The sequence below is a fragment of the Dethiothermospora halolimnae genome, assembly GCF_037577855.1.
In the GTDB taxonomy this organism is placed as follows: Bacteria; Bacillota; Clostridia; order Tissierellales; family VENL01; genus Dethiothermospora; species Dethiothermospora halolimnae.
The window spans coordinates 1-14,653 of the sequence record NZ_JBAKFX010000073.1; the positions used below are offsets into that span (position 1 = coordinate 1).

The window sequence follows — 14,653 nt, forward strand, 5'->3', positions numbered from 1 at the left end:
TGAAAAAATTTTGAGAAATGTGTGTGAATAAATATAACGTGTATATAATGCTTCTTTCCTTTCCCCTTGCGATTTTTAAAAAAGAAAATAAAAAATGATAAAAAAGAAAAGAAAAAAGAATTATTTTGATTAATATACTATATGCTTATCTAAGTAAAATATTCAAAAATTCTCTTTTAAATATATTTTATTTATCTACAATATATAAATGCTACATTATTATAAAACCAATAAAAAAGTTTAGTAATTTAAAAAGTTTAAAAACTAAAAAAGGTTGAAAAATAAACATTTTTAAGCCATACTAAGAGTATAAAAAATATTTTAAAAAGGTAGTTATAGAACATAATTTTGTTATAAAAATCTTAAAAATATCTAAAATATAATATAGATAAAAAACAAAAGAAATTATGTTCTATAAAAATTAAAAGGAGGTTGAAAGTTATGAAAAAGTTAGCATTAACAAGTATATTAGTATTCTTAATAGTAATTTTAGGAGCAGGAAACAGCATATATGCAGAGGAAAAACAAGCAGATATAAAAATCTTTATAGATAATCAGGAGCTTAAGATTTCTGATGAATATGGAGAACCGTTTATCAATTCAGATTCAAGAACCCTTGTTCCAGCTAGAGCAGTTGTAGAGGGTTTAGGTAAAAAAGTAGATTGGAATGGTGCTAAACAGCAAGTTATTATAGAGGGGGAACACAAACTAATTATTGGAAGCAATATTATTACAAGTCCAAGCTCTATAACTAATATGGATACTCCAGCAATTCTAAAAGATGGAAGAACTTATTTACCTTTAAGATTTATTTCTGAAATTTTCGATTATGAAGTAAAATACAGCTTTAAAGGTTATCACAAAATAGATATTTTTAGAAATCTTGAAGCTCCAGAAATTAAAGAGGATAAAACTTCCTCAAGTAAATCGATTCCATTTGATAAAGATGAAGAGTTAAAAGATTATTTCTCCAAATTCTCCAAAACTAAAAAATATGGAAGGGAAAAATATTGGATAAAAAATGGGGAAATTTCCTTTGACGATAAAGGGACATTAGGACCTGCGGGTGCTATAATGTACTTCTATTTTCCTAAATCTGAATACTATGATCTAACTATAAGAAACTTTAAAAGAGAAAATAAGCAAGTAGTAAAAAAATTGCTAGAATATTCTTCTAATAAAACAACTGCTAGTGAAATATTTAGAAGACTAGATAATGGTTTTAATGGTGATGGTAAATTGGCTATAACAAACGAATGGCTAACTCACGGAGATTACAAATATATATTTTACAAACAAAATATAGGAGTACAGGTAAAGATAAAAAAGGCAGTTAATTAAAAAAACTGTCTTTTTTATTATTAAAATTACATAAAAAATGAAAGGAGGACAATTTTATGAAAAAATTATTATTAGCAATTAGTTTAATATTTATTATTACAAGCACAAACATATATGCAGATAACTTTAACAATGGTGAATTCGACCCTAAAGATGGTTTAGTTTTAGAAAACGGAGATGTTATGCCAATTAAACAAACCTTTCCAGAACCTTATACTGGGAAAAATCATGAATGGAATTTGTTTGAGATTACAGATGGAGATACACTCTTTCTAAAATTAATGGATAGAGAAGTCTACATGAGAAATGGACAGCATATGTATACAACTACAAACAACAAAGGTGATTATACAAATTATTCTTTAATAAAAAAACCAGAAAATTTTTACGATATGTTAGATGTTTACATGAATACATATAATCACACGGGAGGAAGTTATATACATAGTTTAAAAAGAAAATATCCTTTAAAGTATCCTAAAGATAGTAGGGTTAAAAAAGGTTATGTAAATAAACCTAATTGGAATTATAAAGATACAACTGGAGATCTTTATAATTTAATTATAGACAATAAAGCAAATTCTAAAAAACAATTTTGGGGCAATGGCAGTATAGCAGGGAACTGGAGATACAGTATGTCTTATTTAGGGCAAACACAAGGAAATACTTATTTTACCAGAGATGTTGGAAAAGGTGCTTACTCAATTAGAAATAGCATAATTGCTGAACCTTGGAAATTAGGTAGATTTGGTATTGTGGAAGGTGCTTTTAATAAAAGGTTTAAGAAAGAATTTGAGCAAACAGGCAAAGTGGGGGAAAAATGGCAATTATGGTATTTTACATTTAAAGCTTTTAATAATAATCTAGAAAACGTTATGCAACAAAAATGTAGATTAAAAGGGTTAAATCCAACATTACAAAACCAAACAAAAATGTTTTTTAAATATTTTAGCGTTATATCTATTCCTTCTTACAATAGCTATGGCAAGGCGTTCGAAATACATTACAATGGAAAATATTATAGTGGCATACAAACACCACGTTTTACTTCTTTAAAAAATCTGAGAATAGCAAGCAAAGATTACCCTATTGGAAATTATAACACTGTAGAAATTATAGACAAAGAAACAGGGAAGAAATTAAATCCAAAGAAGGATGTTCTAAAAGCAGGGCAGAAAATAACACAAAAATTTCTTGTAGGCTTTGAGAATAGCCAAGGTGAAGAAGGAACATACAATAAAGGGATTAAGATTAATAACTATATTTTCTACAATGATAACAGAGATTATTCCCACGCAGATGGGTTTAATCCTCTTCTAGAAAGTAAAAATCATTCTAGAACAAGCTTAAAAAGAGTATCAAAAGAGGGCTTTAGAGTTGCTGGCGATAGTTTGGATTTAGATAATCCTGAAAATATAGCTATTTATAAGATAGATTATACTATTCCAGAATATACAAAAGAAGGACAACCATTAAAGCAAATAACATTTACAGGACAGCTCCCCTATCAAAAAAATTATTATAGAAGTACGGATCAAACTAAAAATGATAACCAGAAGAAAGAAGATGATGAAAGTAGTATAACCTTTCAAGTACAGCCTAAAAACCCGAGCGATTTAATTATTTCTGAATTTAAATTATTAGATAAGGAAGGCAATATAATAACAAAAGAACAGGGAGTAGAGAGAAATAAATTTTATAAAGCCTATGTTAAAATTAAAAATGTAGGAAAAAAACCTACTAATAATGTAATCAATTCAGGATTAGTTAATAATATAAAAGCACAGTATTTTGGAGTGGCAAGAGATAATACAATAGGAGATATTATAAATTCTGAAACACCTAAAATATTACAGCCACAGGAAGAAGCTGAGTATGTAATAGATATTCACATTCCATTAGAATTAAAAAAATCAAAATTGATACTTACTTCATTTGTTCCTAGTATATATGATGGTATAGATAATGTATATATAAAAAGGGATGATGTTAGGAGATTAGAGTACCCTATAAATGGTAGGGACAATCTAGCTATAACAGAACTTAAATTATATAGTACCAGTGGGGAGTTATTTAATACTAAAAATCCTGACAGTTCATCTTACTTTTTTAAACCTACTAATTCTTATCCAGAAGTGACAGGTTATGATGTATATATTAAAATGGAAAAGACAGATGGAGTAAAAGAAATAGTAAATCCAGAAGTTAATTTATATATTAAAAGGACAGATGGTAGCATTGAAACTAAAACTTTAACAGTACCAATAACGTTAAATAAAAATAATAGAGTAGCTGAACATTGGTTAAGAGGGCTAAAGGGAGTAGATTTCAAATTTGATTTATTAGCTCAAGTCCCTAAAAAATATAAAGAAATGGGCTTAAATGATTATGAAGATGATGATTCAATCTTAAAAATATATAAATGTGTATTTAATCTAGTTTTACGTTCTTTTGAAGTAAATCCTCCTAATATAAAATTGGCAGAAGATGAATATTCTAAAGAACAAAGCTTTGGTTATACAGCAGAAGCTTATATGGATAGTAATTTTACTAATTTACAAAACATTGATAATGTTAAACTTATTGTTCTAGTGGATGGCAAAGCAGTTAGAATTAATAATAATAAAAAGTTTGACCTTATTAATTTTAATAAATCTGGAAGCACGGTTAGAATAAATGGAACAATTGATAAGAGGTATGTTAGAGAAGGTAATCATTCTGTTCAAGCAGTTTTAAATGCAGATAAACAGTATATTGAAACAAAATATGAAACAGATGGAAATGATAAGAATGGAGGTCCTAGTGGATTTAGGACTTTACCTTACAAAGACAATTGGAAAGGTGATAACTTTAAAGTAATAAAACATAAGCCTGACAGAGAACAAGAATTTGAATGTGAATACATCAGAAAGAGGATAAATTGGGGTCCAGTTACATTTTATTATCATAAAGGTGTAGGAGGAGTTCAACATTCCAAAACTGTTCAAACAGAGAATGGTTCAAAGACGATTAAATGGTGCGATCCTTATGCCGAAGATGTTATAGTTCACGGTAATGATGAATATGATAAAAGTTTCTATGAAACATTTGAAGCTAGAATAATGTTTGCTTCTCCTTCAACAAATAAAAGATATATAGATATAACAGGTCGAAAAGGAAAAGTTATAGCAGGACAATGGTTTGACTTCTATATAGAAACAGAATACTATACTAATAGAGATAATATGCCACCACCATCCCCACATGGAGGAGTTTGTGGTAATGTTATAACAAGAAGTCCAGGTTATGTTAGAGTACCAAGTTCTCCACCTTCCATGGAAGATTATAGTGTAAAAGGGGCAGGGCTTAATATAGAGAAACATTATGCTAGACCATATTATAGAAAAGGTTCTTCTTCACATCAAATAAAAAGATTTAGACCCAAATTTCATTATGATGATTTTGGAGAAACAAGAAAAAGAATTTATACAGATGAAAGAGCAGTAAATAATACAATTAGAATAATGTATGAAACAGAAGAATTTAAAGGATATGTTTATGATAGAGATGAACACCCTCAAGGAGACGATGCTTACTTACAATCTTGTGGAACTGGTACTATAGAAATAGTAGATCCTTTACCAATTAAAAGCCAGATAATTAATAATTAAATATAGTATAATGGATATAGGATAAATAAATTGTCCTATATCTTTTTTAGAATATATTTAAATTTATTTTAATAAAAAATTAAGATCTTCACTCCTTAAATGCTATCTTTAGTATGTAGACCTTTGGGTAGCATTTATATAGTCTTAAAGTAAAAGATTTCAAAGGGGAGGAGATTTTTTATGTTGAGACAAATTGATTTAAATTTACCAGAGGGCTATTTTAGAACAGAAGTAGTGAATTTTCAAAGGGGAGATGCTGATAGTTTATTTAACATATATAAAAGCTGGAGAATTTTATGTAATGAATTAGATGAGATGAATGCAAGAAAAGTTAATTTACCAGAGGGGTTGTCTGAATCAGCATTTTGTTTAGCTAAAAATATGGTGAGAATAGTAAGAAATATTCAGGGAGCGAATACTTCATTTGATTGCTATGATACAAAAGCTCCTGTGATGAAAAATAGAATACAAATAAAAGCTTGTAGTGTTATTCCAGATTTAACTTCTTTTGGACCTAAATCTGTTTGGGATAGAATATTCTTTTTAGATTTTTATAGAGAAGGTAAGTGGGATGGAACTTTTGATATTTATGAAATAAATACTGATGATATCTATAATCACAAAGTAAATGCTACACAGACACTTAAAGACCAACAATTACAAGGAAGAAGACCAAGATTTAGCATATATAAAGAGCTAATACAGCATGGTAGGTATATATCTAGAGAAACGTTTGTTATAACAAAAGAGGGAGTTGACTTAATAGGCTAAACTATGGACAATAAAAATATTTATGAAGTTAGTAAAAGGTTAGGAATAAAGATAAGAAAGCTAAGAAAAGAACAAGGATACTCTCAAGAAACTTTTGCAGAAAAAATAGGGATACATAGAACATATATGGGTGCAGTAGAAAGAGGAGAAAAAAATATTACAATAATAACAGCTAAAAAAATAGCAAATGCTTTAAAAATTACTTTATCAGAGTTGTTAAATGATATATAATTTTATTTTAGTATTTAAATTTGAAAAATGAATGGTAGTATGATATATTCTATGTAGAACAAACGTTCTGGGAGGAGAGTAAATATGAAAAATAAATATACTGTAGCGAGTATGTTTGCAGGTATAGGTGGTATTTGCAAAGCATTTAAAAATCAAGGTGCTGAAATTATTTGGGCAAATGAAGTTGACTCTTATGCTTGCACATCATATAGAGAAAATTTTGGAAGTGATTATTTAGTAGAAGCAGATATAAGAAATGTAAGTACAAAAGATGTACCAAACTTTGACATACTTACATCTGGATTTCCTTGTCAAGCATTTAGTATTGCGGGCTATAGAAAAGGATTTGATGACGATAGAGGAAACTTATTTTTTGAAACATTAAGATTTATTGTTGAAAAGCAACCAAGAGCATTTTTGATAGAAAATGTCAAAAATTTAGTTTCACACGATAAAGGTAATACCTTTAAAATAGTAGAAGAAGCCTTAATAGCAAATGGTTATTATATAAAATATAAAGTGTTAAATACTATGGAATATGGTAATATTCCGCAAAATAGAGAGCGAATATATTTGGTTGGATTTAAAGAAAAAAAAGAATGCGATATGTTTCAATTTCCATCGGAGATTAATCTGATAAGAACAATTCATGATATTATTGATATTGAAGATAAAAAAGAAGATAGATATTATTATAGGGAAGGGAAAACAAAATATTATCCAATGTTGAAAGAAGCAATTACTAAAAAAAATACAGTATATCAATTAAGAAGGGTGTATGTAAGAGAAAACAAAAGTAATGTATGCCCTACTTTAACTGCTAATATGGGAACAGGAGGACATAATGTACCACTGATTCTTGATAATTATGGGATAAGAAAATTAACCCCAAGAGAATGTTTTGATTTTCAAGGTTTTTTTGATTTTAAAATACCTAAAAAAATGAGCAATACAAGATTATATAAACAGGCTGGAAATTCCGTATCAGTTCCTGTTGTTGAAAGAATAGCAAAGCATATGATTGAAGTAATTCGAAAAGCTGATAATAATTATGATGAAGATTTGAAATTTATTTCGTAAGAAAATAAAATGTGTAGCAAAAGACTCTTGAAGCAAGGGTCTTTTTTTTATAAAGATATAGTGATATGATTTAAATATAGGGTAATTAACAGGGGGTAATAGGATATGAGTAAAAGAAATAAATATTGGGTAGTATGGAAGAGTTTAAATTCAAAATGGCAAGTGAAGAGAGAAAAAAGTTCTACTGTATTAAAAAATTTTGATACAAAGCAAGAAGCAGTAGATTATGGAGTAAAAGTAGCAAGAAATAATCAACCTAGTCAATTAACTATAAAAAGAAAAAATGGAACAATTGAAGATGAAAGAACATATGGGAATGATCCGTTTCCACCAAGGGGATAGGGTAAGGATAATATAGCTTTTAAGAGGGGGATAATATTGAGGTTAAAAAAACTTATTTTGAAAAATTTTAGAGGTTATAAAGGTTTAACTTTAGATTTACGGGATGATATGAATGTTATTATTGGCAAGAATGATATAGGAAAATCTACTATAATGGAAGCACTAGAAATATTTTTTAATGGAGATTCTAGACAAGCACTTGTTAAGGCAGAAATTGAAGATTGTAATATTCACTGTAGTGAGAAAGAAATGACAATTGGAGCTTGTTTTGAGCTAGAAAATGGAGAAAGAATAATAATGGATTCAACAAATCCCACGGATTTAAAGGAGGAGTATCTTCTAAATAAAGACGGTTATTTAGAGATATATAAAGTTTGGAATTGCTCTAAAGCAAAATTAACAGCAAGTAATTTGAAAATATATATAAATGCATATTATCCAAATGTATTTGACAAAGATCTAATTACAATGAATAACACTAATTTAAAAAAAATGTTGAGTAAAATTGAAGATAAAATTGAGAAAAATGATTTGAACAAAACTGTCAATGCAAGTATAAGGAAAGCTCTTTATAATTGTTATATAGACGAAAAAACACAGTTCTCAGAGAGATTAATTGATACAAAGAAAATTGATACTGATGCAAAAAATATATGGGACAAGCTTAAAGATTATTTTCCGTTATACTTTTTATTTCAATCCGATAGAGTTAATTCTGATTCGGACAGTGAAGTTCAAAACCCATTAAAGATAGCTACTAAGAAAGCATTAGATGATATAAAAGATAAACTAGAAGATGTTGAAAAATATGTAGATAAAAAAGTAAGTAAAATAGGTAAGGAAACTATTGCGAAGCTTAAAGAGCTTGATCCTGAAATAGCGAAAAAATTGAAAATAAATTTAGATTTTAAATCACCTTGGAGTAGTATTTTTAAATATGATTTAGAAAGTGATGATGGAATACCACTTAATAAAAGAGGAAGTGGTGTAAAAAGATTAATATTACTTAGTTATTTTAGAGCAGAAGCAGAAAGGGTCTCCAAAGAATGTAATAAAAATAATATTATTTATGCTATTGAAGAGCCAGAGACATCACAACATCCTAACTTTCAAACAATGATAATGGAATCACTTGTAGAAATAGGTGAAGATAAAAAACATCAGATGATTATAACAACACATACTCCTGAAATAGCTAAAATGGTAGATAAAGATTCTTTAATTTTAATTGATAGAAATGAATTTAAAGAACCTATATTAATAACAGATGAGAATGTAAGGCTAAGAAATATATCTAATACACTAGGCTTATTACCAGAATATAATACCAAAGTATTAGTGTGTGTAGAAGGGAAAAATGATGTGAATTTCTTAAAAAATTTAAATAGAATACAAGAATTAAGAGATGTAGTTAATTTAGAAAATGAGTTAATAACAATAATTCCAATGCAAGGTAGCAATTTAAAACAATGGATAAAGTACGACTATTTAAGAAAATTCAATGATATAAAAGAAATTCATATATATGATAGAGATAGACGAGATTATATAGATAAAATTAAACAGATTAATGAAGCAAGTGATGGTCGTAGGCTTGGATTTAACACCAAACTTTATGAAATGGAAAACTATATTTGCCCTAAATTGATAGAAAAAGTATTTAAAGAAAAAAGAAGATTGGAAGTTGATTTGTCAGATTATTATACTGAATGGCATGAAAAGGATGTTCCCAAGCTATTGGAAGAAGTATATGAGCTTAGAGAAGCTGAAATAAAGAGCTTTTTAAATGGAGTAGTAGCGAAAAATATTACAAAAGAAATTTTAGAAGAACATGGAGTATATGATGAAGTTTATACTTGGTTTGAAAATATAGCCAATATGGTTGAGTAGAGAAAAAATACACTCTTATTTAAGAGTGTATTTTTAAGTAATATCAATGGTTTTAGGCTATAAAAAGTATTTTATAATAAAGTGTGTTGCGAAGAGCCGTACCACAAATGACCTCATAATTTTTCTTTTTAGTATTATCTTTGTTATATTTAGTTAAATCAACATTATTAAAATGTAGAATTATTTCTTTAACAGTCCTGTCTTTTAGTTTTTCGGCAGGATTGATTTTTATTTCTTTTATTATGTTATGTAGTAATTTAATCTTTTGGTTATCATCGGCTCTTTCAAAGGTTTTTTCAAAACTTTTTAGCAAGATAGATATTTTTTCATAATCTAATTTATTACTATTAATACTGTTAAGCTTTAATCTTAATTTTTTAAGTTCTTTCTCTTGTTTATCAATTTTACTATTTAAGCTTTCAATTTTTTCAAGCAAAGTTTTTTCACCAATTTTTTCTACCTTATCATCATCGACAAGATAATCAACGTATTTTTCTTTATTTTTTTTACTATTAGTAATTGTCTTTTCAATAATTTTAATTTCATTTTTAAGTTCCTTAGTATCAATGTCTCCTCCCACATTCTTACTAATAACATCTATTACATCAGGTTGATTAACAAATTCTTTAATTTCTTCTAATACTATTTTTTCTGTATTTTTAGCGTTTATTAAATTAGGCTTACAAACAGCTTTTTTATTAGCCCACTGACTACAACAATAATAACGGTAATACTCATTTTTTTTATTTTGCTTTTTTATTCTATGTGAAACCATAGAAGCACCACATTGAGGACATTTAGGTAGTCCACTTAGCAAATAAGTTATATGAACTTTCTTTTCAGGTTTTTTACCTACTAATTCTCTTTTTTGTCTAGTTCTTTTCCATAAATCTATACTTATTATAGGTTCATGTTGGCCATCAACAAGAATATAATCTTTCTCTTTATTATTTTTTCTATTATTTTCTCTTTTGGTGTTCCAGTCTTTTCTAACATCCCAGCGAATTTTTCCAATGTAAATGGGATTGTCTAGAATTCCTTTAACTGTTTGATAACTCCAACTACTATTTTTCTTGGTAGGATATTCTTCTAACCTATTATTTAAATATCTACAGATTTTAGAATATCCCCAATTTTTATTAGTATACAAGTCAAATATTTTTTTTACGGTATTTGCTTCTTTTTCATTTATTATTAATTCTTTATTCTTAGATGTATAACCCATTACACTGCCACCATTCCATTTTCCTTCTCTAGCTCTTTGTTTCATGCCTGATTTAGCCTGCGTGAGAATTGTTTCTCGTTCCATCTCTACAATAGCACCTAGAATTTGAGCCATTGCTTTCCCCATAGGTGTAGAAGTATCTATGCCATCCTCTTTTGAGATTAAATAAATATCTCTTTCGTGTAAATACTTTATCAATTGGTTTAAATCAGCACTGTCTCGTGAGATTCGTGAAAGTTTATATATTAAGATAGCATCATAATCATTTGGATTATTGTCTATTTTTCGTATCATTTTTTTGAAATCTATTCTATCTTCAAAATTTTTTCCAGATATACCTTCATCTTTGTAGATATTAACAATGTTATAATTATATGCCTTACAGTATTGTGTTAACTCTGTTTCTTGAGCCTTGATACTATAATTTTTAGTTTGTTCTTGCGTACTAACGCGAAGATATAAAACAACATTTTTTACTTTTCTTTTTTGAACCATAACAGATAATATGCCTCCTTATTTTATAGGATAAATTCATATATTAATTATAACTCAGCACCATAAAAGTTAGCAATAAAAAAAGCACCTTTTTTAAGATGCTTTTTTTTCTGGTATATCTATCTCACTTTCACTATCTAATAAAATTTCTTCAATTATATTTAAAAATTCATTTATTCTATTTTCTTTTTCAATATCTTCTTTATCTTTAATTATTTCACTCATTAATGTTTTCATTTGAACATCACACCTATCTTTTTTTTACACATCACCTCCTAAAAAATATTTTATGAATTTTAAGCATTTTTAATATTATAGCAGATAGTTTTTGTATTTCAATAGTTTGGAGAAAAAAGTTTAAAATTTTTTATTAAAGTTATTAAACTGCATATAATGCAACAAATAGAAACATCCAAAATAAAAAACATAGTAAAAGAATTGTTAAAGGCTAGGAAAACAAAAGGAGAATGAAAGCTCTAGATGAAATTTCACTGGAATTTTATTTTAGAGCGATTAAAAGGGAGGATTATATTATGGCAAAAGAATTATTTAATAAAGAACTTAAAGAAAGGTTAGGAGTATCAGCTTTGTATGAACAAGAAGACAAAGAAGATCCAACTGTATATGTTAAGTTTTTCGACATTTTTAGCAATTGGACATGGTATGTAATGGAAAGTAGAGAGCAGGAAGATGGAGATTATTTATTCTTCGGCTTTGTAGCAGGAATGGAAAATGAACTAGGTTATTTTTCATTAAGAGAATTAGAAAGTGTAAATAAAAAATTCCCAAGAATAGAAAGGGATTTACATTTTAAACCTACTTTACTATCTAATATTAGAAAGAAGTATAAAGAACCTTACAGACCATATCCAAAGTTATAAAAGTAAAGATTATTAAGAGTTAGCCCTTACAAAGTTATTGTAGGGGCTTTTATGATTTTTTGAAAGATTAAGAAGTTAATGTTTATACCAAATTTTAATAAAAAATTTGAGTTTATGAAGAGAATTTAGGGAGGAATTTAAAATGAGCAGACAATTGATAAAGGAAAGAGCAAGTAAATATGGGGTTAATACTTTGATGGATTTTGAGATATTAGCATTACTAACTAATATTAAAGTGGAGGTATTACAAGAGCTTAAAAATATTAATGAATTAAGAGATAAAGTAGATATGTTAGAAATAACAGATTTACAAAAACAGAAGCTTAAAGCTCTATTTGATATTTCTACAAGAATAGCTAAAGAAAACACAGATATTAAAGACAGTATTAAAAGCCCAAAGGATATAGCAGAGCTTCTAAAAGAAGAAATGAGATATCTTAAAAAAGAAGAATTTAGAATTGTTCTCTTGGATACAAAGAATAAAGTAATAGATATAAAAACTATATCTGTAGGGAGTTTAAATGCAAGTATCGTTCATCCAAGGGAAGTATTTAAAGAAGCTATATTAAAAAGTAGTGCCAGTATAATTTTAGTGCATAACCATCCAAGTGGTAATCCTAGTCCTAGCAAAGAAGACATTAATATTACAGAGAGATTAATTAAAAGTGGTGATTTAATAGGGATTAAGGTTCTGGATCACGTTATTATTGGAAACAGTTATACGAGTCTAAAAGAAGAAGGAATTATATAAGGGAGGAATTTAAATGGGAACTATGAATATGGGCTATCATTATGATATGGCTAAAAGTAATGGTAATCATTACAGTTTAATTATAGATGGAAGAGAAGTTATTACAAACGGAACATATTTAAGTGTTCTACAAAATTTTAAAAGTGAAGTTAATTATCACAGAGGAAGATTTCTGAAAGCTCATATTATAATGGTAAAAACCTATGATGGTAGGAAGAAAGAAGAAACAGATGAGATAGTTAGAGAATTTGATAATAGGAGGGAATTTTAAAAAATGAAACTGTATTATAGATTTGAAAGACGTAAAGGGATTTTTTCTGATGAAGTTTTAAGTAATATCCAGTTAGTTCTAAATTCTTTTGAGAGAAAGGGAGTTATTAGAAACATCATTATAGATAAATCTAAAATTAGATTTTGTAGTAATAATGAATTTGAAGATTTTTATTTAACTCCTAGTAATGTTAAAAGAAGAGAGCTAAACTGTGCTGGAGATTATAGTCTTGTTTGTATCTTAATTATTCTTATATTAAAGATACATTGTAAAGAAGATTTTAAATTTACAGCAGATTGTTTTGTAGAAAACAAAGTAGATCCAATTTTCTTTAGAGCGATAAAATATACAAATAAAATGCTTAAGACTAAAATTAGATTAAACAATACACAGTTTATATTTTAGGAGGGAATATTGATGGGCAGAAAAATAAAGGTCATTGGAAATTCAATTGGAAATATAGAAAAAGCAATTATAAATCATCTTAAAAGCAAAGAAATGACTAACAAATATGATACTTTTAGAAAGCTTATGGGAGTTTATAGAGAAGATATAGTTCCAGAAGATGAGCATAATGTAGTAGTTCATCTCCACTCTGGAAGTAGTGAAGGTTATTATGTTTGCTTGGGAACATTAAAGAATAATGAGCTCACAAACTATTTTTTTATAAGGTTTCACTGTGAACTTCAAGAAGTGATAAAGTTCCAAAATGAACTTCTAAGAATACTAGAGATATAATTGCTATAAAAAAATAAAAATGATATTCTATAAAAGAAAGTCCGAATGGGCTTTCTTTTTAACTAGGTAGAAGGAGTAGATTTTATGTTAAATAGAATCAAGGCAATTAATCTTTTGGTACATTTAAATGACATAGAAATAAAGAACATGAAGAAAATTCTAGATAAGCATAAAAAAGTAATTAACAATACAAATAATAATGAACCTTTTATTATAGAAGATAATAACACAATAATAGCTGGTTTTATAAAAGAGAATATTCTTTATATAGAAACATTCCAAGATAATATTAAAATATTATAAACAAATGGGGGATTGTTAGGATGGAGAATATACTACATAAAATAAAAGGACTTAAAGAAAAAGATTTTACTCTTGAATTATGTAAAGAGCTTTTATTAACAGATATTAAATACTTTCAATATATACCAGATAAGTTTAAAGATCTAGATATGAGCATGAGAGTGTTAGGTAAAGATAAGAGCTTAATTAAATATGTTCCTGATAACATTAAAGAAAAGCATGAAGAAACATTAAATAAGATGAGTATCTCAAATCATGTAGCCATAATTAGATCGAAAGAAGAAAACTTAGATAAAATAGCAGATAATTTAAGAGATTTGAAAAAACACTATTTTCATAAAAGTGTAGATATTATAGAGTTCAAAGAAGATTTATTAGATTATTACAAGCAAGGGGAGAAAGTTGTTTTAGTTAAAAGTAATTCAGATGAGTTAATGGATTTTGTCTGGTTAGCCGATGAAGATTATTTTAATAAAGAAGATAATATTATAACACTGGATGGTATTGAAGTGGAGTTTATAGCTTATGAAGATATACAAGAATATTTAATCCTAGAACCAGAAAAATACTATAAAATAATAGATTAATTAAACCTTATAAAGCCCAAATGGGCTTTTTTTAATACCCTTATTTGTTATAAAATAATATAAAATAAATAAAATAAAAGTATAGATAATATAGGAA

At 27.3% G+C, this 14,653-nt stretch carries 16 protein-coding genes; 14 read left to right on the forward strand and 2 right to left on the reverse strand.

Translation table 11 applies throughout. The annotated features are described in order from the left end of the window. Window positions 1-441 precede the first annotated feature (441 nt). The 7 genes from V6137_RS18585 (at window position 442) to V6137_RS18615 (ending at window position 9,305) form a co-directional block, all read left to right on the forward strand. Window positions 442-1,341: a copper amine oxidase N-terminal domain-containing protein gene (locus V6137_RS18585; RefSeq protein WP_425449474.1), complete on the forward strand. Its 900-nt coding sequence runs from the start codon at window positions 442-444 to the stop codon at window positions 1,339-1,341. A gap of 56 nt (window positions 1,342-1,397) precedes the next feature. Continuing rightward, window positions 1,398-4,991, forward strand: a complete 3,594-nt coding sequence (locus V6137_RS18590; protein WP_425449475.1) for a hypothetical protein — start codon at window positions 1,398-1,400, stop codon at window positions 4,989-4,991. A gap of 180 nt (window positions 4,992-5,171) precedes the next feature. Then, window positions 5,172-5,762, forward strand: coding sequence for a Bsp6I family type II restriction endonuclease (locus V6137_RS18595; protein WP_425449476.1), 591 nt, complete (start codon window positions 5,172-5,174; stop codon window positions 5,760-5,762). A 3-nt stretch (window positions 5,763-5,765) separates the two neighbouring features. Next, window positions 5,766-5,993, forward strand: coding sequence for a helix-turn-helix domain-containing protein (locus tag V6137_RS18600; RefSeq protein ID WP_425449477.1), 228 nt, complete (start codon window positions 5,766-5,768; stop codon window positions 5,991-5,993). An 84-nt stretch (window positions 5,994-6,077) separates the two neighbouring features. Next, window positions 6,078-7,073 carry a DNA cytosine methyltransferase gene (locus V6137_RS18605; RefSeq protein WP_425449478.1) on the forward strand — a complete coding sequence of 332 codons (996 nt, stop codon included), beginning with the start codon at window positions 6,078-6,080 and terminating at the stop codon, window positions 7,071-7,073. A gap of 105 nt (window positions 7,074-7,178) precedes the next feature. Continuing rightward, window positions 7,179-7,415, forward strand: coding sequence for a DUF2188 domain-containing protein (locus tag V6137_RS18610; RefSeq protein WP_425449479.1), 237 nt, complete (start codon window positions 7,179-7,181; stop codon window positions 7,413-7,415). A gap of 36 nt (window positions 7,416-7,451) precedes the next feature. Next, a complete protein-coding gene (locus V6137_RS18615; protein ID WP_425449480.1) occupies window positions 7,452-9,305 on the forward strand; it encodes an ATP-binding protein in 1,854 nt (617 codons plus the stop codon). Window positions 9,306-9,357: 52 nt separating this feature from the next. On the opposite strand, the gene V6137_RS18620 is transcribed toward V6137_RS18615, so the two are convergent. Beyond that, window positions 9,358-11,025 carry a recombinase family protein gene (locus tag V6137_RS18620; RefSeq protein ID WP_425449481.1) on the reverse strand — a complete coding sequence of 556 codons (1,668 nt, stop codon included), beginning with the start codon at window positions 11,023-11,025 and terminating at the stop codon, window positions 9,358-9,360. A gap of 93 nt (window positions 11,026-11,118) precedes the next feature. Beyond that, a complete protein-coding gene (locus tag V6137_RS18625) occupies window positions 11,119-11,262 on the reverse strand; it encodes a hypothetical protein (RefSeq protein WP_425449482.1) in 144 nt (47 codons plus the stop codon). A 296-nt stretch (window positions 11,263-11,558) separates the two neighbouring features. On the opposite strand from V6137_RS18625, the gene V6137_RS18630 reads away from it, so the two are divergent. From V6137_RS18630 to V6137_RS18660, 7 genes are all read left to right on the forward strand, one after another. Further along, window positions 11,559-11,906: a DUF2958 domain-containing protein gene (locus V6137_RS18630; RefSeq protein ID WP_425449483.1), complete on the forward strand. Its 348-nt coding sequence runs from the start codon at window positions 11,559-11,561 to the stop codon at window positions 11,904-11,906. A 142-nt stretch (window positions 11,907-12,048) separates the two neighbouring features. Beyond that, window positions 12,049-12,657: a RadC family protein gene (gene radC, locus V6137_RS18635; RefSeq protein ID WP_425449484.1), complete on the forward strand. Its 609-nt coding sequence runs from the start codon at window positions 12,049-12,051 to the stop codon at window positions 12,655-12,657. Between the two features lie 13 nt (window positions 12,658-12,670). After that, window positions 12,671-12,928: a hypothetical protein gene (locus tag V6137_RS18640; RefSeq protein WP_425449485.1), complete on the forward strand. Its 258-nt coding sequence runs from the start codon at window positions 12,671-12,673 to the stop codon at window positions 12,926-12,928. 3 nt (window positions 12,929-12,931) lie between these two features. After that, window positions 12,932-13,333, forward strand: coding sequence for a hypothetical protein (locus tag V6137_RS18645; RefSeq protein WP_425449486.1), 402 nt, complete (start codon window positions 12,932-12,934; stop codon window positions 13,331-13,333). A 12-nt stretch (window positions 13,334-13,345) separates the two neighbouring features. Continuing rightward, window positions 13,346-13,666, forward strand: coding sequence for a hypothetical protein (locus tag V6137_RS18650; protein ID WP_425449487.1), 321 nt, complete (start codon window positions 13,346-13,348; stop codon window positions 13,664-13,666). Between the two features lie 84 nt (window positions 13,667-13,750). Beyond that, the gene (locus tag V6137_RS18655; protein ID WP_425449488.1) at window positions 13,751-13,969 is read left to right on the forward strand and encodes a hypothetical protein; all 219 of its coding nucleotides are present in this window, start codon (window positions 13,751-13,753) and stop codon (window positions 13,967-13,969) included. Between the two features lie 20 nt (window positions 13,970-13,989). Then, the gene (locus V6137_RS18660; protein WP_425449489.1) at window positions 13,990-14,556 is read left to right on the forward strand and encodes a hypothetical protein; all 567 of its coding nucleotides are present in this window, start codon (window positions 13,990-13,992) and stop codon (window positions 14,554-14,556) included. Window positions 14,557-14,653 lie beyond the last annotated feature (97 nt).

What these genes read in the sequence shown, in the direction of transcription:
- V6137_RS18585 (WP_425449474.1), top strand. Translation starts at nt 442, where the DNA reads ATGAAAAAGTTAGCATTAACAAGTATATTAGTATTCTTAATAGTAATT.
- V6137_RS18640 (WP_425449485.1), top strand. Translation starts at nt 12,671, where the DNA reads ATGGGAACTATGAATATGGGCTATCATTATGATATGGCTAAAAGTAAT.
- V6137_RS18655 (WP_425449488.1), top strand. Translation starts at nt 13,751, where the DNA reads ATGTTAAATAGAATCAAGGCAATTAATCTTTTGGTACATTTAAATGAC.
- V6137_RS18660 (WP_425449489.1), top strand. Translation starts at nt 13,990, where the DNA reads ATGGAGAATATACTACATAAAATAAAAGGACTTAAAGAAAAAGATTTT.
- V6137_RS18645 (WP_425449486.1), top strand. Translation starts at nt 12,932, where the DNA reads ATGAAACTGTATTATAGATTTGAAAGACGTAAAGGGATTTTTTCTGAT.
- V6137_RS18650 (WP_425449487.1), top strand. Translation starts at nt 13,346, where the DNA reads ATGGGCAGAAAAATAAAGGTCATTGGAAATTCAATTGGAAATATAGAA.
- radC (WP_425449484.1), top strand. Translation starts at nt 12,049, where the DNA reads ATGAGCAGACAATTGATAAAGGAAAGAGCAAGTAAATATGGGGTTAAT.
- V6137_RS18620 (WP_425449481.1), bottom strand. Translation starts at nt 11,025, where the DNA reads ATGGTTCAAAAAAGAAAAGTAAAAAATGTTGTTTTATATCTTCGCGTT.
- V6137_RS18625 (WP_425449482.1), bottom strand. Translation starts at nt 11,262, where the DNA reads ATGAAAACATTAATGAGTGAAATAATTAAAGATAAAGAAGATATTGAA.
- V6137_RS18610 (WP_425449479.1), top strand. Translation starts at nt 7,179, where the DNA reads ATGAGTAAAAGAAATAAATATTGGGTAGTATGGAAGAGTTTAAATTCA.
- V6137_RS18600 (WP_425449477.1), top strand. Translation starts at nt 5,766, where the DNA reads ATGGACAATAAAAATATTTATGAAGTTAGTAAAAGGTTAGGAATAAAG.
- V6137_RS18595 (WP_425449476.1), top strand. Translation starts at nt 5,172, where the DNA reads ATGTTGAGACAAATTGATTTAAATTTACCAGAGGGCTATTTTAGAACA.
- V6137_RS18630 (WP_425449483.1), top strand. Translation starts at nt 11,559, where the DNA reads ATGGCAAAAGAATTATTTAATAAAGAACTTAAAGAAAGGTTAGGAGTA.
- V6137_RS18605 (WP_425449478.1), top strand. Translation starts at nt 6,078, where the DNA reads ATGAAAAATAAATATACTGTAGCGAGTATGTTTGCAGGTATAGGTGGT.
- V6137_RS18590 (WP_425449475.1), top strand. Translation starts at nt 1,398, where the DNA reads ATGAAAAAATTATTATTAGCAATTAGTTTAATATTTATTATTACAAGC.